The organism is Marichromatium sp. PS1, assembly GCF_041155115.1.
Taxonomy (GTDB): Bacteria; Pseudomonadota; Gammaproteobacteria; order Chromatiales; family Chromatiaceae; genus Marichromatium; species Marichromatium gracile.
Genome location: NZ_BAAFHB010000004.1, coordinates 538,449 through 554,706, shown reverse-complemented (window position 1 = coordinate 554,706; position 16,258 = coordinate 538,449). Strand labels below are relative to the sequence as shown.

Here is a 16,258-nt window from a genome sequence, read left to right as displayed (position 1 = left end):
TATCTGCAATATCCGGTGGACATCACCGCACGCGGGCCGATGTCCGGCACCGTCCAGCCCCCCGAGGTCGACGAGACGAACTGCCGCGTTGCGCGGGGTGTTGATTCGTGCCCTTGGCGGCGTATATTAATAACTGAGCAAATTACTGAGAATAAGCGGAGCCTGGAGCGATGACCTCAACCCCAGCCGTCGAAGACATCGTCGGATCCGAGTACGAGCACGGTTTCACCACCGAGATCGAGTCCGATACCCTGCCGCCGGGGCTGGACGAGGACGTGGTGCGCGCGATCTCGGCACGCAAGGGCGAGCCCGAGTTCATGACCGAGTGGCGGCTCAAGGCCTATCGCCACTGGCTGACCATGACGCCGCCGAACTGGGCCGATGTCGATCACCCGCCGATCGACTTCCAGGCGATCTCCTACTACTCCGCGCCCAAGCGCCCCGAGGACGGCCCCAAGAGCCTCGACGAGGTCGATCCCGCGCTGCTCGAGACCTACGAGAAGCTCGGCATCCCCATCGAGGAGCAGAAGGCGCTCGCCGGGGTGGCGGTCGATGCGGTGTTCGACAGCGTCTCGGTGGCCACCACCTTCCGCGAGACCCTGGCCGAGGCCGGAGTGATCTTCTGCTCGATCTCCGAGGCGGTGCACGCCTACCCCGAGCTGGTCAAGCAGTACCTCGGCTCGGTGGTGCCGCACACCGACAACTACTTCGCCTGTCTCAACGCGGCGGTGTTCAGCGACGGCACCTTCGTCTACATCCCCGAGGGGGTGCGCTGCCCGATGGAGCTGAGCACCTACTTCCGCATCAACGCCCGCAACACCGGGCAGTTCGAGCGCACCCTGATCGTCGCCGAGGCGGGCAGCTACGTCAGCTATCTGGAGGGCTGTACCGCACCGCAGCGCGACGAGAACCAGCTCCACGCCGCCGTCGTCGAGCTGATCGCGCTCGATGACGCCGAGATCAAGTACTCGACGGTGCAGAACTGGTATCCGGGCGACGCCCAGGGACGCGGCGGTATCTACAACTTCGTCACCAAGCGCGGCGACTGCCGCGGCGCGCGCTCGAAGATCTCCTGGACCCAGGTCGAGACCGGTTCGGCGATCACCTGGAAGTATCCGAGCTGCCTGCTGCGCGGCGCCGACGCGGTCGGCGAGTTCTACTCGGTGGCGGTGACCAAGGGTCGCCAGCAGGCCGACACCGGCACCAAGATGATCCACATCGGTCCCAACACCCGCTCGACCATCGTCTCCAAGGGCATCTCGGCGGGCGAGGGGCGCCAGACCTATCGCGGGCTGGTGCGGATCGGTCAGCGCGCGGCCAACGCGCGCAACCACACCCAGTGCGACTCGCTGCTGATCGGCGATCGTTGCACCGCCAACACCGTGCCCTACATCGAGGTCAAACACCCCTCGGCGAACATGGAGCACGAGGCGACCACCTCCAAGATCAGCGACGACCAGCTCTTCTACTGCCGCGCCCGCGGGCTCAGCGAGGAGGATGCGGTGTCGATGATCGTCAACGGGTTCTGCAAGGAAGTCTTCAACGAGCTCCCGATGGAGTTCGCGGTCGAGGCGCAGAAGCTGCTCAGCATCAGCCTGGAAGGTGCGGTCGGCTAGCGCCGCGCGGGCTCGGCGAAACAACACGCAAGATTCGGACAGGGAACCCGCGCGGGTTCCGGACGATTGGGAGAGGACGATGCTATCTGTCACTGGCCTGCGGGCCAACGTCGGCGACAAAGAGATCCTGCGCGGGCTGGACCTGCGCATCGGCCCCGGCGAGGTGCACGCCATCATGGGCCCCAACGGCTCGGGCAAGAGCACGCTCGCGCATGTGCTCTCGGGCCGCGAGGGCTATGCCGTCACCGGCGGCACGGCGAGCTTCGAGGGGCGCGACCTGCTCGCGCTCGAGCCCGAGGAGCGCGCCCAGCTCGGGCTGTTTCTCGCCTTCCAGTACCCGGTCGAGCTGCCGGGGGTGAACAACACCTACTTCCTCAAGTCCGCGCTCAACAGCATCCGCAAGGCGCGTGGCGAGGACGAGCTCGATGCGGTCTCCTTCATGCGCCTGATCAAGGAGAAGCTGAAGGTGCTGCACCTCGACGACTCGCTGCTCAAGCGCGCGGTCAACGCCGGCTTCTCCGGCGGCGAGAAGAAGCGCAACGAGATCTTCCAGATGGCGCTGCTCGAGCCCAAGCTGGCGATCCTCGACGAGACCGACTCCGGACTCGACATCGACGCCCTGCGGGTGGTCTCGGAGGGCGTCAACGCGCTGCGCAGCCCCGAGCGCTCGATGATCGTGGTCACCCACTACCAGCGTCTGCTCGACTACATCGAGCCCGATTTCGTCCACGTCCTCTACAAGGGCCGGATCATCCGCTCCGGCGGCAAGGAGCTGGCGCTCGAACTCGAGCAGCACGGCTACGGCTGGATCACCGACGAGGGCGCGGCGGCATGAGTGGCGAGCTGGCGACCTGGCTCGGGGCCGCCACCCCGAGCGGCGGCCCGGCGTGGCTCGAGGCCTGGCGCACGAGTGCGCGCGAGCGGGCGACGGCGCTCGGTGTTCCGGGGAGCAAGCAGGAGGCGTGGCGCTACACCAACCCGCGCCGACTGTTCGAGCAGGCGTTCGACGAGGGCGCGGCGGTGCTCGCCGCCGAGGCGCTGGCGCCGCTGCTGGTCGAGGGCCTCGAGGCCGATCGGGTGGTGCTGGTCAATGGCCGGTATGCCCCCGAGCACGGCCGGCTCGGCGCGCTCCCCGAGGGCGTGCGGATCGACTCGCTGGCGCGCTTGATCGCCGAGGATCCGGAGGCCGTGCGCCCCCATCTCGGTGCGCTCGCCGACGATCCCGCCGCGCTCTTCCCGGCACTCAACGCCGCCGGCGGCGCCGACGGGCTGGTGGTGCTGCTTGCGCCCGGCGCGCGGCTCGAGCGCCCGCTCGAACTGCTCCACGTCACCACCGGCGAGCGCCCGACGCTGGCCCAGCCGCGCCACCTGATCGTGCTCGGCGAGGGCGCCGAGGCACGGCTCGTCGAGCGCTATGTCGGGGCCGAGCCGAGCATCGCGCACGCCACCAACGCCGTGCTCGAGATCGACCTCGCGGCCGAGGCGCGGCTCGATCATGAGCGCATCCAGCACGACTCGGCCGAGTCGTTCCATCTCAGCACGCTCTATCTGCACCAGCAGGCGCGCAGCCGCTATCAGGGGCTCAACATCGGTCTCGGCGGGCGCTGGGCGCGCACCGACATCAACACCCGTTTCGCCGGGCCGGGGGCCGAGTGCGTGCTCCACGGGCTCTATCTCTCGGGCGACGGTCAGCTCATCGACTATCACCTCGATGTCGACCACGCGGTGCCCGACTGCACCAGCGTCGAGCTGTTCAAGGGCATCCTCTACGGTCAGGGACGCGCGGTGTTCGACGGTCGGGTGTTCGTCGCCCAGGACGCCCAGCGCACCGACGCGGCGATGTCCAACCGCAACCTGATGCTCTCCGAGCGCGCCGAGATCGACACCAAGCCGCAGCTCGAGATCAACGCCGACGACGTCAAGTGCAGCCACGGCACCACGGTCGGTCAGATCGACCCGCAGATGCTGTTCTATCTGCGCGCCCGCGGCATCCCCGAGGCCAGCGCCCGGCGCATGCTCTGTCTCGGTTTCGCCGAGGAGATCATCGGGCGGCTCGGCGACGAGGCGCTGCGCGCCGAGATCGCGGCCCTGGTCGGCGACCGGCTCGAGGCCGCGCCCCTGGACTGAGCGGTGTCGGCGCCCGCGCGGGCGCCGGCCCGTCGGCATCATCTGCAGTCGAAGAGGTTCGCATCCATGAACAGACTGGCCCGCCTCGCCGGATTCGGCAAACGCGAGCAGGACCACGAGGACGAGGTGGCGGCGCTCGCCGCCGACGCCGGGCGTGACGCCACCGAGGTCGAGGACGCACCGCCGGCGGTCGTCGACGCCGAGGCCCTGCGCGAGTCGATCGTCACCGCCCTGCGCGGCGTCCACGACCCGGAGATCCCGGTCAACATCTATGACCTCGGCCTGATCTACACCATCGACATCGCCGCCGACGGCGCGGTGGCCGTGGAGATGACCCTCACCGCCCCCGGTTGTCCGGTCGCCGGGATGATGCCCTTGATGGTCAAACAGGCGGTGGCGCGGGTCGAGGGCGTCGGCGAGGTCGATGTCGCGCTGGTGTGGGATCCGCCCTGGACCCAGGAGCGGATGAGCGACGAGGCCCGGCTCCAGCTCGGGCTGATGTGATCCCGCCCGCGCCCGGCGCTCAGTCCGGGCGCAGCAGCGCCAGCGGCACCTCCAGCTCGGCGCGACTCAGCCCGCCGTGCACCCCGACCACCGGGTGGGGGCGCTCGTTCGGCAGGCGATCGACGACGATCGCGTTGTCGCGCGCGAGCAGACAGTAGTCGCCGATCCGCTCGGCCAGTCGCGGGTTGCGCTCGCCGCTGCCGAACATCCCCAGCTCGATCAGCCGGTTGCTCGGCACCACCTCCACCCGCTCGGCCAGATGCGCCTCGCAGTAGTCGAGGAACTGGCGCTCGCGCCCCGGGCGCAGATAGCAGAAGGCCGCGCGCGGCTCGCCGCACAGCGGCAGCGCCAGACACTCGGCCAGCTCCGGGTGGTCGTCGAGATCGACCCGGGTCTCGGGGGTGCTGTCGACCTGGCCGTGGTCGGCGCACACCAGCACCTGGGTGTCGGTCCCCGTGATCTGTTCGAGAAAGCGCGCGAGCGCGGCCTCGATCTGCGCCAGATGACCGACCGCCGCCGCGCTCTCGATACCCTGCTGGTGACCGATGGTGTCGAGCCTCGGCCAGTAGAGATAGAGATAGCGCGGGGCGGTGTCGTGACGGCGCCGACCGGGACGCCAGGGGGCGGCGCGGATCACCCGCGCGGCCTGGCCGAACATGTCGTCGAGCCCCTGGAAGCCGAGCCGCTCGGCCTGCCCGCTGTGGGCGCGGTTGAAGTCGGAGTCGATGATGAACTGCGGCGCGATCACGCTCGAACGGGTGGCGATGCGGTCGAACACCGGGCGGGTGCCGAACAGCCGCGCCGGGTCGATCCCGGCGCGCGCGTAGGAGACCCCGCCGTAGCGCGGGGTGCCGGGCAGCACCGCCATCACGCAGCCGAGTTCGCGCAGATAGGTGTGCCAGCCGGTCAGCCCGTGACGCAGCGGCGCGTCGCCGGTGAGATAGGTGGTGATGGCCGCGGCGGTGGTCGCCGGGAACACCGTGCTCAGGGTGGCGATGTGATGACGCGCGAGCAGCCCCTCGGGGGCGTGGCGCCGCAGCCAGTCGGCGCCCAGCCCGTCGATCACCAGCAGCACCAGGTTGCGGGTGTCGGCCAGTCGCGCCGGGGGCAGGGCGGTGAGCGTCGGCGTCTCCGGCTGGCCGCCGCGCGCAGCGATCAGCGTGCTCATCAGGTTGACGATGCCGCCGCCGGCGTAGTCGGGACGGTGATGCTCGAGCAGCGAGCGGGGCTCGGGTCGGGTCATGCCTTCTCCTCGGGGCGGTTGGCGCGTGGTCACCGGATGGTGGCCCGCTCCCCGACGCTACCACACCAGCAGCAGGATGAGCCCGCCGAGCGCCACGCGGTAGAGCACGAAGGGCAGCATGCTGACGCGCTCGATGAAGCGCAGGAACAGATGGATGGTGAGATAGGCAAAGAGCATCGACCACACCGCGCCGAGCGCCAACCCCATCCAGTCGACCGCCGCGCCCTGTCCGGCCAGCTCGATACCCTCGACCGTGCCCGCCATGAGGATGGTGGGGATCGCCAGCAGGAAGGAGAAGCGCGAGGCGGCGCGCCGGGTCAGCCCGAGCAGCAGCCCGGCGGTGATGGTGATGCCCGAGCGCGAGGTGCCGGGGATGATCGCCAGCGCCTGCATCACCCCCACCACCAGCGCCCCGCGCCAGCCCAGGCTGTATTCGTCGCGCCGCCGCGCGCCGCGCCAGTCGCTCCACCACAGCAGCAGGCCGAAGCCGATGCTGGTGGCGGCGATCACCGTGGCGATCAGCGTCGGGTCGTCGCGGAGGAACTCCAGCACCAGCTTGAGCGGCAGCCCGAGCACCACCACCGGCACGGTGGCGAGCACGATCATCCAGCCGAGCCGGGCGTCGGGATCATCGAACCGACGGTGACGCAGCGAGCCGAGCACGGCGACCGTCATGCGCGCGATCTCGCGGCGGAAGTAGAGGGTCACGGCGCCGAGGGTGCCGAGGTGCAGGGCGACGTCGAAGGCCAGCTCCTGCAGCTCGAAGCCGAACAGCAGCGGGGTGAGGATCAGGTGCCCGGAGCTGGAGATGGGGAGAAATTCGGTGATGCCCTGGACCAGGGCGAGGAGGATGATCTCTAGGGTGTCCACCAAGGGTAACTCCTGGATACGGGGGCGGCAGTATACTGCCGATCAGTCATCGACGAGCGCCAGCGCGCGCCAGCGCGCGCGCGGCGGCAAGGTCGGGCTGGCCAGCGCGGCGATGTAGCCGGGGGCGGGGCGGCAGTGGGCGATGCGCGGCAGTGGGCTTGCCGCCGCGCGCGGGCGCATCAGCCCGCGCCCGTCGCACTTGGCATCGGCCTCGAGCGCGGTCCAGGCGCGACAGAAGGGCACCAGCCGCGCCTCCTCGGGGTGGGCGAGCACCGCCGCGCAGGTGGCGGGGTCGAACATCCGCCGCGCCACCGCCGCGAGCCGCGCGCGCGGGCGGATCCACTCGCAGTCGACGCCGAGCTCGGCCCGTGGCCCGCTGCCGCGGCGCACCCCGAGCAGCGCCAGCTCGCCGCTGGTGGTGAGATTGAAGGCGAGCGCCGCCTGCCTCGCGTCGAGATAGGGCTTGCCGTTGGCGCCCTTGACCAGTTGCGGCGGCTCGCCCAGATAGTGCCCGAGCACCCGTCTCAGCCCGGCCTGGGCGCGAACGGCGCGGGCGTGCTGGGCCGGGTCGCGGATGCGCGCGAGCCGCGCCAGCTGCGCCGTCTCGAGCACGGCGCGCGCCGTCTCGAGCGCCTGGCCGTGGTGCTCGCCGGTATCGATCCGCCACAGATGGATCTCGTCGTCGCCGAGTGCGGGCGCGGTGCTCGCCGGTTGCCAGTGGAGGTCTTCGTCGGTCATCGTTCGGGTCCTGTCGCGCGGCGCCGGGAGATCGCCGCCGCTGTGCTCGGGTATGATGCCACGGGCGCGACGCCGGCGTGGTCGTGACGCCGCGCCCGGTTTTCCCTTTTCGCAACGATGAACGAGAGTCAATGATCAGCATCACCGAGACCATCAGCCAGGAACTCGCGGTCCGACCGGAGCAGGTGGAGGCGGCCGTGCGGCTGCTCGACGAGGGCGCCACCGTGCCCTTCATCGCGCGCTATCGCAAGGAGGTCACCGGCGGTCTCGATGACGTCCAGCTGCGTCATCTGCAGGAGCGGCTGGTCTATCTGCGCGAGCTCGACGAGCGCCGCGTCACCGTGCTCAAGAGCATCGAGGAGCAGGGCAAGCTCACCGCCGAGCTGCACGCCGAGATCGTCGCGGCCGAGACCAAGCAGCGGCTCGAGGACCTCTATCTGCCGCACAAGCCGAAGCGTCGCACCAAGGCGCAGATCGCCCGCGAGGCCGGGCTCGAGCCGCTGGCCGAGGCGCTGCTCGCCGATCCCACCCAGGTGCCCGAGCAGTGCGCCGCGGCCTATGTCGAGGCCGAGCGCGGGGTGGCCGATGCCGAGGCCGCACTCGAGGGCGCGCGCCAGATCCTCATGGAGCGCTTCGCCGAGGACGCCGAACTCGCCGGCGAGCTGCGCGACCGGTTGTGGGAGCAGGGCATCCTGGTCTCGCGGGTGCTCGAGGGCAAGGAGCAGGAGGGCAACAAGTTCGCCGACTACTTCGACTATCGCGAGGCGATCGCCAAGATCCCCTCGCACCGCGCCCTGGCGCTGTTTCGCGGTCGCAACCAGGGGGTGCTCGCGCTGGAGCTGCTGTCGGGTCCCGGCGAGGACCCCGACGCCCCCTGCCGCGCGCGCATCGCCGCGCGCTTCGGCATCGCCCAGCAGGGCCGCGCCGCCGACGACTGGCTGGTCGAGACGGTGCGCAAGTGCTGGCGCGTCAAGCTCCTCACCCGACTCGATCTGGAGCTCAAGGGGCGGCTGCTGGAGGCCGCCGAGGGCGAGGCGATCCGCGTCTTCGGTCTCAACCTCAAGGCGCTGCTGTTGGCCGCGCCGGCCGGGCGGCTGCCGACCCTCGGGCTCGACCCGGGGCTGCGCACCGGGGTCAAGGTGGCGGTGGTCGACGCCACCGGGCGAGTGGTCGACACCGACACCATCTATCCGCACGCGCCGCGCAAGCAGTGGGACGACGCCATCGCCCGGCTCGCCGAGCTGGCGCGACAGAACGCGGTCAAGCTGGTGAGCATCGGCAACGGTACCGCCTCGCGCGAGACCGACCGGCTGGTGCGCGAGCTGATCGAGCGTCACCCCGAGCTGGGGCTGCGCTCGCTGGTGGTCAGCGAGGCCGGCGCCTCGGTCTACTCGGCCTCGGAGTTCGCCTCCAAGGAGCTGCCGCTCCTCGACGTCTCGCTGCGCGGCGCGGTGTCGATCGCGCGGCGGCTGCAGGACCCGCTCGCCGAGCTGGTCAAGATCGAGCCCAAGGCGATCGGCGTCGGCCAGTACCAGCACGACGTCAACCAGGGTCAGCTCGCGCGCACCCTGGACGCGGTGGTGGAGGACTGCGTCAACGCCGTCGGCGTCGATCTCAACACCGCCTCGGTGCCGCTGCTCGCCCAGGTCTCGGGGCTCAACCGCGGGCTGGCCGAGAACATCGTCCAGTTCCGCGAGGACCACGGCGCCTTCGCCAACCGCAAGGCGCTGATGGCGGTGTCGCGCTTCGGCGACAAGACCTTCCAGCAGAGCGCCGGCTTCCTCCGGGTGCCCGACGGCGACGAGCCGCTCGATGCCTCGGCGGTGCATCCCGAGGCCTATCCGGTGGTGCGGCGCATCGTCGCGCACACCGGCAAGGAGATCGGCGCGCTGATCGGCGACACCGCAACGCTGCGCGCGCTCGACCCGGCCGCGTTCACCGACGAGCGTTTCGGCCTGCCGACGGTGCGCGACATCCTCGCCGAGCTGGAGAAGCCCGGTCGCGACCCGCGCCCGGAGTTCAAGACCGCGCAGTTCAAGGAGGGCGTCGAGACCCTGGCCGATCTCAAGCCGGGGATGGTGCTCGAGGGCACGGTGACCAATGTCACCAACTTCGGTGCCTTCGTCGACATCGGCGTGCACCAGGACGGTCTGGTGCACATCTCGGCGCTCGCCGATCGCTTCGTCAAGGACCCGCATGCGGTGGTCAAGTCGGGCGATCTGGTCAAGGTCAAGGTGCTCGAGGTCGATCTCGAGCGCAAGCGCATCGCCCTCACCCGGCGCCTCGGCGACGAGGATGGCACCAAGGGCGGGGCGAGCGGGCGCGGCAAGGCGCCGGCGCGTGCCGCGGGCGAGGCGGCCAGGTCGGGCCAGCGCCCGGCCCGGCCCAAGGCGAAGCCGGACAAGCCGCGTCAGGGTGGAGAGCGCCGCCAGGGCGGCGAGCGGCGTCAGCGCGGCGCCGGGCAGGGCGCTGCCGCGCTCGGCGGCGCCATGGCCGAGGCCTTCGCCAAGGCGCGCAAGGGCTGAACGGCCCAGGCGAGCGCCCGCTCCGGGGCGCTCGCGACGGCGCCGCCCTCGGGCGGCGGCGCCGTGCGCATGCACGATCCCGCCGGTCGGATGCGCCGTCGGTTGCCGGGCTCGCCCGGCGGCGGGCGGACCGACCCGAGCCCACGCAAGATCCAGGCTGACCCACGACATGACCGCACTGTTCGACTCCCTGGCGCAGGACAACTGGCACCTCTTCCTCGGCGTGCTGCTCGCCTTCCTGGTGATCCGCTTCGTCACCTGGCGGGTCGACAACCGCCCGGTGGCCAGCCGCTTCCCCGCGCTGGTGGCGCTGCTCGACCTGCTGGTGCTGCCGGGGATGGTGATCGTCGCCGGTACCCTGCTGAGGCTCGGCGCGGCGGTGCTCGAGGTGCCCGACGTCGATGCCGGCATCCGCTCGCTGACCCTGCTGGTAGCACATCTGGCCGCCGGCTGGGCGGTGGCGCGGCTGATCGAGGTGGTGCTGCTGGTGCGCGCCGACGACGATCTCTCCGAGCGCGTACCCAAGCTGGTGGTCGGTCTGATCTATGTGGCGATGATGCTCTTCGGGCTGGCGATCTATCTGTGGCAGCGCGGCTATTCCTTCACCGGCATCTGGGTCTCGACCGGCGTTGCCGCGGCGGTGCTCGGTCTGGCGCTGCAGAAGACCCTGGGCGACCTGTTCTCGGGCATCGCCCTCGGCGTCGAGCGGCCCTTCCGGCTCGGCGACTGGGTCGAGCTCAACAACGGCATCGTCGGTCAGGTGATCGATCTCAACTGGCGCTCGACCCGGCTGCGCGGCTGGGACAACTCCACCCACATCATCCCCAACTCGCAGATGGCCGGGCAGCCGATCAAGAACCTGCACGACGACCAGCACCTCTACGCCCCCTGGTACTTCGTCAAGCTGCCCGCCGAGATCGATCCGCGCTTTGCCACCGCGCTGATGCTCGAGGCGGCGATGCGCTGCGAGAGCGTGCTCAAGTTCCCCTATCCGGTGGTGCGCTTGAGCGAGGCCACCACGGTGCCCTACGTCTACATGGTCTGGGTGCATCTGAAGAACTATCCGGCGATGTTCCGCGCCCGCGAGGAGCTGTTTCGCGAGATCCATCGCAGCCTCCAGGACGCGGGCATCGAGATGGCCCCGGAGGTGCGCGAGATGCGCACCCGTCGCGCCCATGTCAGTCACGCCGAGCCGCCGAGCATCCTGCTCGCGCTCAAGGGGCTGGATGTGAGTGGTCTGCTCACCGCCGACGAACTCGAGGAGGTCGCCGCGCGCGGGGTCTACTGTCACTACGACAGCGGTCACGTGATCCTCGCCGACGGCGCCCAGAGCGATGCCTTCTACGTCGTCGCCGGTGGTCTGGTGGAGGCGGTGGTCACCCTCCCGGACCGCAGCCGCAAGGTCACCGAGACGCTGGGGCCGGGCAAGCACTTCGGCATCACCTCGATGTTGACCAACGACCCCTCCTTCCTCGAATTCACCGCCAAGAGCGATGTCAGTCTGATCCGTGTCGATCTCGACTGCGTGCGTCGTATCGTCGCTGCGCGCCCGGAGCTGGCCGAGCGCCTCGCCGGGGTGGTCAAGGCGCGTCTCGACACCGCCGAGGCGGCGCGTACCGCCAGTCGCCAGCCGGTGCGTCGGTTGAGCCTGCGCGATATCAGCCGCCGGATCGAAACCGTGATGGTCCGCCCCAATCGCTTCTACCGGGGGCGCTGAGCCCCGTCACCCAAGAGAGGAGCACCGGCGATGGAGCACCGACCCCATATCCGTACCGCGATTCCCAAGCGTCGCTACCGCCTCGACGGCTGCGAGGCGACCCTGCTCGGCGAGATCGATAGCGCCGATCCGCGTCCCTATCGCTTCATCCTCGCCTTCGTCCCCGCCGGTGAGGGCGAGCCGAGCCTCTATGTCTGCGCCGAGCGCGGTGGTGAGGGCGACCGGCTGCGGGTGGTCAGCGCGCTGCTCGACGAGGTGATGGCCGAGGGGCTGGCCTGGGACGGCCCGGACGCCTTCGCCGAGCAGGCGCTGACGCTCGGGCGCCAGGTGCTCGGGCTGCGCGGCGGCGCGGCGCAGCGGCTGCTCTAGCGGTGCCTTGCGGGATTTGAAATCGGTCACGGTTTTCTCCAGTTCACACCGAACCGTTACCATTGGGCCCTGTGTGCGCCGTCGGCGCTCACGATCCGTGCACGAGATCAGGGAAGCCATGTCATATCAGACGCATCTGCAACGCCTCGAAGCCGAGAGCATCCACATCATGCGCGAGGTCGCGGCCCAGTTCCGCAACCCGGTGATGCTCTACTCCATCGGGAAGGACAGCAGCGTGATGCTGCACCTGGCCCTCAAGGCCTTCTATCCCTCCAAGCCGCCGTTTCCGCTGCTGCATGTCGACACCACCTGGAAGTTCCGCGAGATGGTCGCCTTCCGCGACCGGCGTGCCGCCGAACTCGGGCTCGACCTGCTGGTGCACATCAACCAGGAGGGGGTGGCGCAGGGCATCGGCCCCTTCACCCACGGCTCGGCGGTGCACACCGACGTGATGAAGACCCAGTCGCTCAAGCAGGCGCTCGATCTCTACGGCTTCGATGCCGCCTTCGGCGGCGCGCGGCGCGACGAGGAGAAGAGCCGGGCCAAGGAGCGGGTGTTCTCCTTCCGTACCCGCAGCCACCGCTGGGACCCCAAGAACCAGCGCCCGGAGCTGTGGAACCTCTACAACGGCCGCATCAACAAGGGCGAGAGCATCCGCGTCTTCCCGCTGTCGAACTGGACCGAGCTCGACATCTGGCAGTACATCTATCAGGAGGAGATCCCGGTGGTGCCGCTCTATTTCGCCGCGCCGCGCCCGGTGGTCGAGCGCGACGGCGCCCTGATCATGGTCGACGATGAGCGCATGCCGCTGGCCCCGGGCGAGAGGCCCGAGGCGCGCATGGTGCGCTTTCGTACCCTCGGCTGCTACCCGCTCACCGGCGCGGTGGAGAGCAGCGCGCAGACGCTCCCCGAGATCATCCGCGAGATGCTGCTGGCGCGCACCAGCGAGCGACAGGGCCGGGTCATCGACCAGGACGCCGGCGCCTCCATGGAAGCCAAGAAGCAGGAGGGCTACTTCTGATGACCCAGACACCCGAACACGCCGGCGCCACCGCCGAGGTCGAGGCCTATCTGCGCGCCCAGGAAGACAAGACGCTGCTGCGCTTCATCACCTGCGGCTCGGTCGACGACGGCAAGTCGACCCTGCTCGGACGGCTGCTCTACGACTGCCAGCTGTTGTTCGAGGACCAGCTCGCCAGTCTCGAGAACGACTCGGCGCGCTTCGGCACCACCGGCAGCGGCAACCTCGATCTGGCGCTGCTCGTCGACGGTCTGGCCGCCGAGCGCGAGCAGGGCATCACCATCGATGTCGCCTACCGCTTCTTCACCACCGATCGGCGCAAGTTCATCGTCGCCGACACCCCCGGGCACGAGCAGTACACCCGCAACATGGCCACCGGCGCCTCCACCGCCGAGGCCGCGGTGCTGCTCGCCGACGCGCGCAAGGGGGTGCTCACCCAGACCCGGCGCCACAGCTATATCGTCTCGCTGCTCGGCATCCGCCATCTGGTGCTGGCGGTCAACAAGATGGATCTGGTCGACTGGGACCGCGAGACCTTCGAGCGCATCAGCGCCGATTATCGCGCCTTCGCCGCGCGGCTCGGGATCGATGCGGTCACCTGCATCCCGGTCTCGGCGCTCACCGGCGACAATGTCACCGCCGCCTCCGAACGCATGCCCTGGTACGACGGGCCGACCCTGCTCGGTTATCTGGAAGGGGTCGATGTCGAGCGCGACCTGCGCGCCGGGCCCTTCCGCATGCCGGTACAGTGGGTCAACCGGCCGAACCTCGACTTCCGCGGCTTCAGCGGCACCGTCGCCGGCGGCGAGGTGCGCGTCGGCGAGCCGTTGGTGGTGCTGCCGGCGGGCAAGCGCTCGACGCTCGCGCGCATCGTCACCATGGACGGGGAGCGCGAGCGGGCCGGTGCCGGCGAGGCGGTGACCCTGGTGCTCGACGACGAGATCGACGTCTCGCGCGGCGACCTGATCGCCGGCGCCGAGGCGCGCCCCGAGGTCGCCGACCAGTTCGCCGCCCACCTGGTGTGGATGGACGAGCAGCCGCTGCTGCCCGGTCGGCCCTATCTGCTGCGCACCGCCACCGCCGCGCTCAACGCCCAGGTCACCGAGATCAAGCACAAGGTCAACGTCAACACCCTGGAGCAGACCGCGGCCAAGCACCTCGCGCTCAACGATGTTGCGGTGTGCAACCTCGCGCTCGATCGCGCGGTGCCCTTCGACCCCTATGTCGACAACCGCGAGACCGGCGCCTTCGTCCTCGTCGATCGCATCAGCAACGCCACCGTCGGCTGCGGCATGATCGACTTCGCGCTGCGCCGCGCGGCCAACATCCACCACCATGCGATGGAGATCGACAAGAGCGCGCGCGCCGCGGCCAAGGGACAGAAGCCCTGCGTGCTCTGGTTCACCGGGCTGTCGGGCGCGGGCAAGTCGACCGTGGCCGATCTCGTCGAGCAGCGCCTCCACGCCATGGGCCGTCACACCATGACGCTCGACGGCGACAACGTCCGCCACGGGCTCAACCGCGATCTCGGCTTCACCGCCGAGGACCGGGTGGAGAACATCCGTCGGGTGGCCGAGGTGGCGCGGCTGATGGTCGAGGCCGGGCTGATCGTCTGTGTCAGCTTCATCTCGCCGTTTCGCAGCGAGCGGCGGCTGGCGCGCGAGCGACTCGATGACGGCGAGTTCCTGGAGGTCTTCGTCGATGCCGATCTCGACACCTGCGAGGCGCGCGACCCCAAGGGCCTCTACAAGAAGGCGCGCGCCGGCGAGATCCCCAACTTCACCGGGATCGGCAGCCCCTACGAGCCGCCCGAGGCCCCGGAGCTGCGCCTCGATGCCAACGGCTCCGACCCCGAGACCCTGGCCGAGCAGGTCGTCGAGCTGCTCGCCGCGCGCGGGGTGATCTGAGCCGCCGCCCCCGGCGCCCGGGCTCAGGGCGCCGGGCGGTGTTCGAGCGCGAGGATGAAGTCGAACTGCGCCGGGCTCAACGGCATCACCGAGAGGCGGTTGCCGCGGTGCACCAGCGCCAGCCCGGCGAGTGCGCCCTCGGCGTGGGTCTTGAGTTCGGCCAGCGTGATCGGGCGGGCGAGATGACGGCGATAGCGTACGTCGACCAGATACCAGCGCGGTGTCGCCGGGTCGCCCTTGGGGTCGTGATGGGGCGAGGCGGGATCGAAGGCGGTAGGGTCGGGGCGCGGGCTGCTGGCGACCTCGGCCAGTCCGACGATCGCCGGGTGGGCACAGTTGGAGTGATAGAAGAACACCGGATCGCCGACGGCGGTGCGATCGCGCAGCAGGTTGCGCGCCTGATAGTTGCGTACCCCGTCCCAGGGCTCGACCCCGCGCGCGGCCAAGTCGTCGATGCCGAAGACCCCGGGCTCGGACTTGAACAGCCAGTGGGTCATGCGCTCACCCCCCGCGCCAGATGATGGAAGTTGTCCAGCCGCGCGGCTGCGATCTCGCCGCGCTCGACCGCGGCGCGGATGGCGCAGCCCGGCTCCTGATCGTGACGACAGTTGGCGAAGCGACAGCCGCCGAGGTGCGGGCGGAACTCGCGAAAGCCCCACTGCAGCTCGGCCAGACCGATGGCGCCGAGGCGGAAGCTGCGCACCCCGGGCGAGTCGATCAGCACGCCGCCGCCGGGCAGGCGGTAGCAGCTCGCCGCCGAGGTGGTGTGACGCCCCAGCCCGGTGGCCGCCGAGAGGCGCCCGACCTGGATGTCGCGATCGGGCAGCAGCGCCTTGACCAGCGAGGACTTGCCCACCCCGGACTGACCGACGAGGATGCTGGTCTGGTCGCGCAGCGCCTCGACCAGCGGGGCCAGCGTTTCGGGCTGCTCCAGGCTGATCCACAGGGTGCGGTAGCCGATCGCGCAATAATGGGCATAGCGCTGCTCGAAGGCCGCGCGCGCCGGGGCGTCGAGCAGGTCCATCTTGGTGGCCACCAGCATCGGCTCGACGCCGATGCCCTCGGCGGCGACCAGGTACTGGTCGACCAGATAGCCGCTCGGTTCGGGCTCGGGGGCGATCAGTACCGCCAGTCGGGTGAGGTTGGCCGCGATCGGCTTGTCGCGACCACTGTAGTCGGGGCGGCTGAGCACCGTCTGGCGCTCGAGGATGGCACTGACCAGCCCACGACCGGGCTCGCCGCGCTGCCACACCACCCGATCGCCGCACACCGGGTGGCCGAGGTGCTGGCGCGCGACACAGAGGTGCAGCTCGCCCGCATGGTCCTCGACCACCAGGCTCGCGCCGTGGCGCACCACCACCAGCCCCTCCTCGGGCGGGATCTCGGCCTCGCAGTCGGCGAGCGCCTGCTCGGGACGGTTGGCAAGGCGCTCGCGGCGCCGTTCCTGGATCGCGCGGATGCGCTCGATCTGTCGCTTCGACAGCCGCCGCCGTGTCATCGGGCGACCCGGCGCGGCTGGCGCGGGGTGGGGCGGGGAGGCTGCGGGTGGTCGGTGTGCATGCTCGGGCTCCTGGCTGGGGTGGGGCTATTCTAGGGAAAGCGCCGGCGCTCCGCACGATGC

At 70.2% G+C, this 16,258-nt stretch carries 14 protein-coding genes; 9 read left to right on the top strand and 5 right to left on the bottom strand.

The annotated features are described in order from the left end of the window. The first annotated feature begins 170 nt into the window (after positions 1-170). The 4 genes from sufB (at position 171) to ACAM26_RS11445 (ending at position 4,247) form a co-directional block, all read left to right on the top strand. Positions 171-1,616 carry a Fe-S cluster assembly protein SufB gene (gene sufB / locus ACAM26_RS11460; protein ID WP_369613694.1) on the top strand — a complete coding sequence of 482 codons (1,446 nt, stop codon included), beginning with the start codon at positions 171-173 and terminating at the stop codon, positions 1,614-1,616. Between the two features lie 79 nt (positions 1,617-1,695). Then, entirely contained in the window at positions 1,696-2,451 is a 756-nt protein-coding gene (sufC, locus tag ACAM26_RS11455) for a Fe-S cluster assembly ATPase SufC (RefSeq protein WP_123141680.1), read from the top strand. Continuing rightward, the gene (sufD, locus tag ACAM26_RS11450) at positions 2,448-3,743 is read left to right on the top strand and encodes a Fe-S cluster assembly protein SufD (RefSeq protein WP_369613693.1); all 1,296 of its coding nucleotides are present in this window, start codon (positions 2,448-2,450) and stop codon (positions 3,741-3,743) included. The genes sufC and sufD overlap by 4 nt, the downstream gene beginning before the upstream one ends. 66 nt (positions 3,744-3,809) lie before the next feature. Beyond that, on the top strand, positions 3,810-4,247 hold the full coding sequence (locus tag ACAM26_RS11445; protein ID WP_123141678.1) for an SUF system Fe-S cluster assembly protein: 438 nt from the start codon (positions 3,810-3,812) through the stop codon (positions 4,245-4,247). A 19-nt stretch (positions 4,248-4,266) separates the two neighbouring features. On the opposite strand, the gene ACAM26_RS11440 is transcribed toward ACAM26_RS11445, so the two are convergent. The 3 genes from ACAM26_RS11440 to ACAM26_RS11430 are packed head-to-tail and all read right to left on the bottom strand — an operon-like array spanning position 4,267 to position 7,098. Continuing rightward, positions 4,267-5,490: an alkaline phosphatase family protein gene (locus ACAM26_RS11440; RefSeq protein WP_369613692.1), complete on the bottom strand. Its 1,224-nt coding sequence runs from the start codon at positions 5,488-5,490 to the stop codon at positions 4,267-4,269. 57 nt (positions 5,491-5,547) lie between these two features. Continuing rightward, positions 5,548-6,360: an undecaprenyl-diphosphate phosphatase gene (locus tag ACAM26_RS11435; RefSeq protein ID WP_123141686.1), complete on the bottom strand. Its 813-nt coding sequence runs from the start codon at positions 6,358-6,360 to the stop codon at positions 5,548-5,550. A 42-nt stretch (positions 6,361-6,402) separates the two neighbouring features. After that, positions 6,403-7,098 carry a 4'-phosphopantetheinyl transferase superfamily protein gene (locus ACAM26_RS11430; protein ID WP_123141676.1) on the bottom strand — a complete coding sequence of 232 codons (696 nt, stop codon included), beginning with the start codon at positions 7,096-7,098 and terminating at the stop codon, positions 6,403-6,405. Positions 7,099-7,229: 131 nt separating this feature from the next. On the opposite strand from ACAM26_RS11430, the gene ACAM26_RS11425 reads away from it, so the two are divergent. From ACAM26_RS11425 to cysN, 5 genes are all read left to right on the top strand, one after another. Next, entirely contained in the window at positions 7,230-9,623 is a 2,394-nt protein-coding gene (locus tag ACAM26_RS11425; RefSeq protein ID WP_369613691.1) for a Tex family protein, read from the top strand. Between the two features lie 169 nt (positions 9,624-9,792). Next, entirely contained in the window at positions 9,793-11,340 is a 1,548-nt protein-coding gene (locus ACAM26_RS11420) for a mechanosensitive ion channel family protein (RefSeq protein WP_132229236.1), read from the top strand. 30 nt (positions 11,341-11,370) lie between these two features. Then, a complete protein-coding gene (locus ACAM26_RS11415) occupies positions 11,371-11,709 on the top strand; it encodes a hypothetical protein (RefSeq protein ID WP_369613690.1) in 339 nt (112 codons plus the stop codon). A gap of 118 nt (positions 11,710-11,827) precedes the next feature. Next, positions 11,828-12,730: a sulfate adenylyltransferase subunit CysD gene (gene cysD / locus ACAM26_RS11410; protein ID WP_062273774.1), complete on the top strand. Its 903-nt coding sequence runs from the start codon at positions 11,828-11,830 to the stop codon at positions 12,728-12,730. After that, entirely contained in the window at positions 12,730-14,637 is a 1,908-nt protein-coding gene (gene cysN / locus ACAM26_RS11405) for a sulfate adenylyltransferase subunit CysN (RefSeq protein ID WP_123142654.1), read from the top strand. Before cysD ends, cysN begins: the two co-directional genes overlap by 1 nt. A 23-nt stretch (positions 14,638-14,660) precedes the next feature. On the opposite strand, the gene ACAM26_RS11400 is transcribed toward cysN, so the two are convergent. Further along, on the bottom strand, positions 14,661-15,134 hold the full coding sequence (locus tag ACAM26_RS11400) for an EVE domain-containing protein (protein ID WP_369613689.1): 474 nt from the start codon (positions 15,132-15,134) through the stop codon (positions 14,661-14,663). Further along, entirely contained in the window at positions 15,131-16,135 is a 1,005-nt protein-coding gene (gene rsgA / locus ACAM26_RS11395; RefSeq protein ID WP_123141670.1) for a ribosome small subunit-dependent GTPase A, read from the bottom strand. The genes ACAM26_RS11400 and rsgA overlap by 4 nt, the downstream gene beginning before the upstream one ends. Positions 16,136-16,258: the final 123 nt, after the last annotated feature.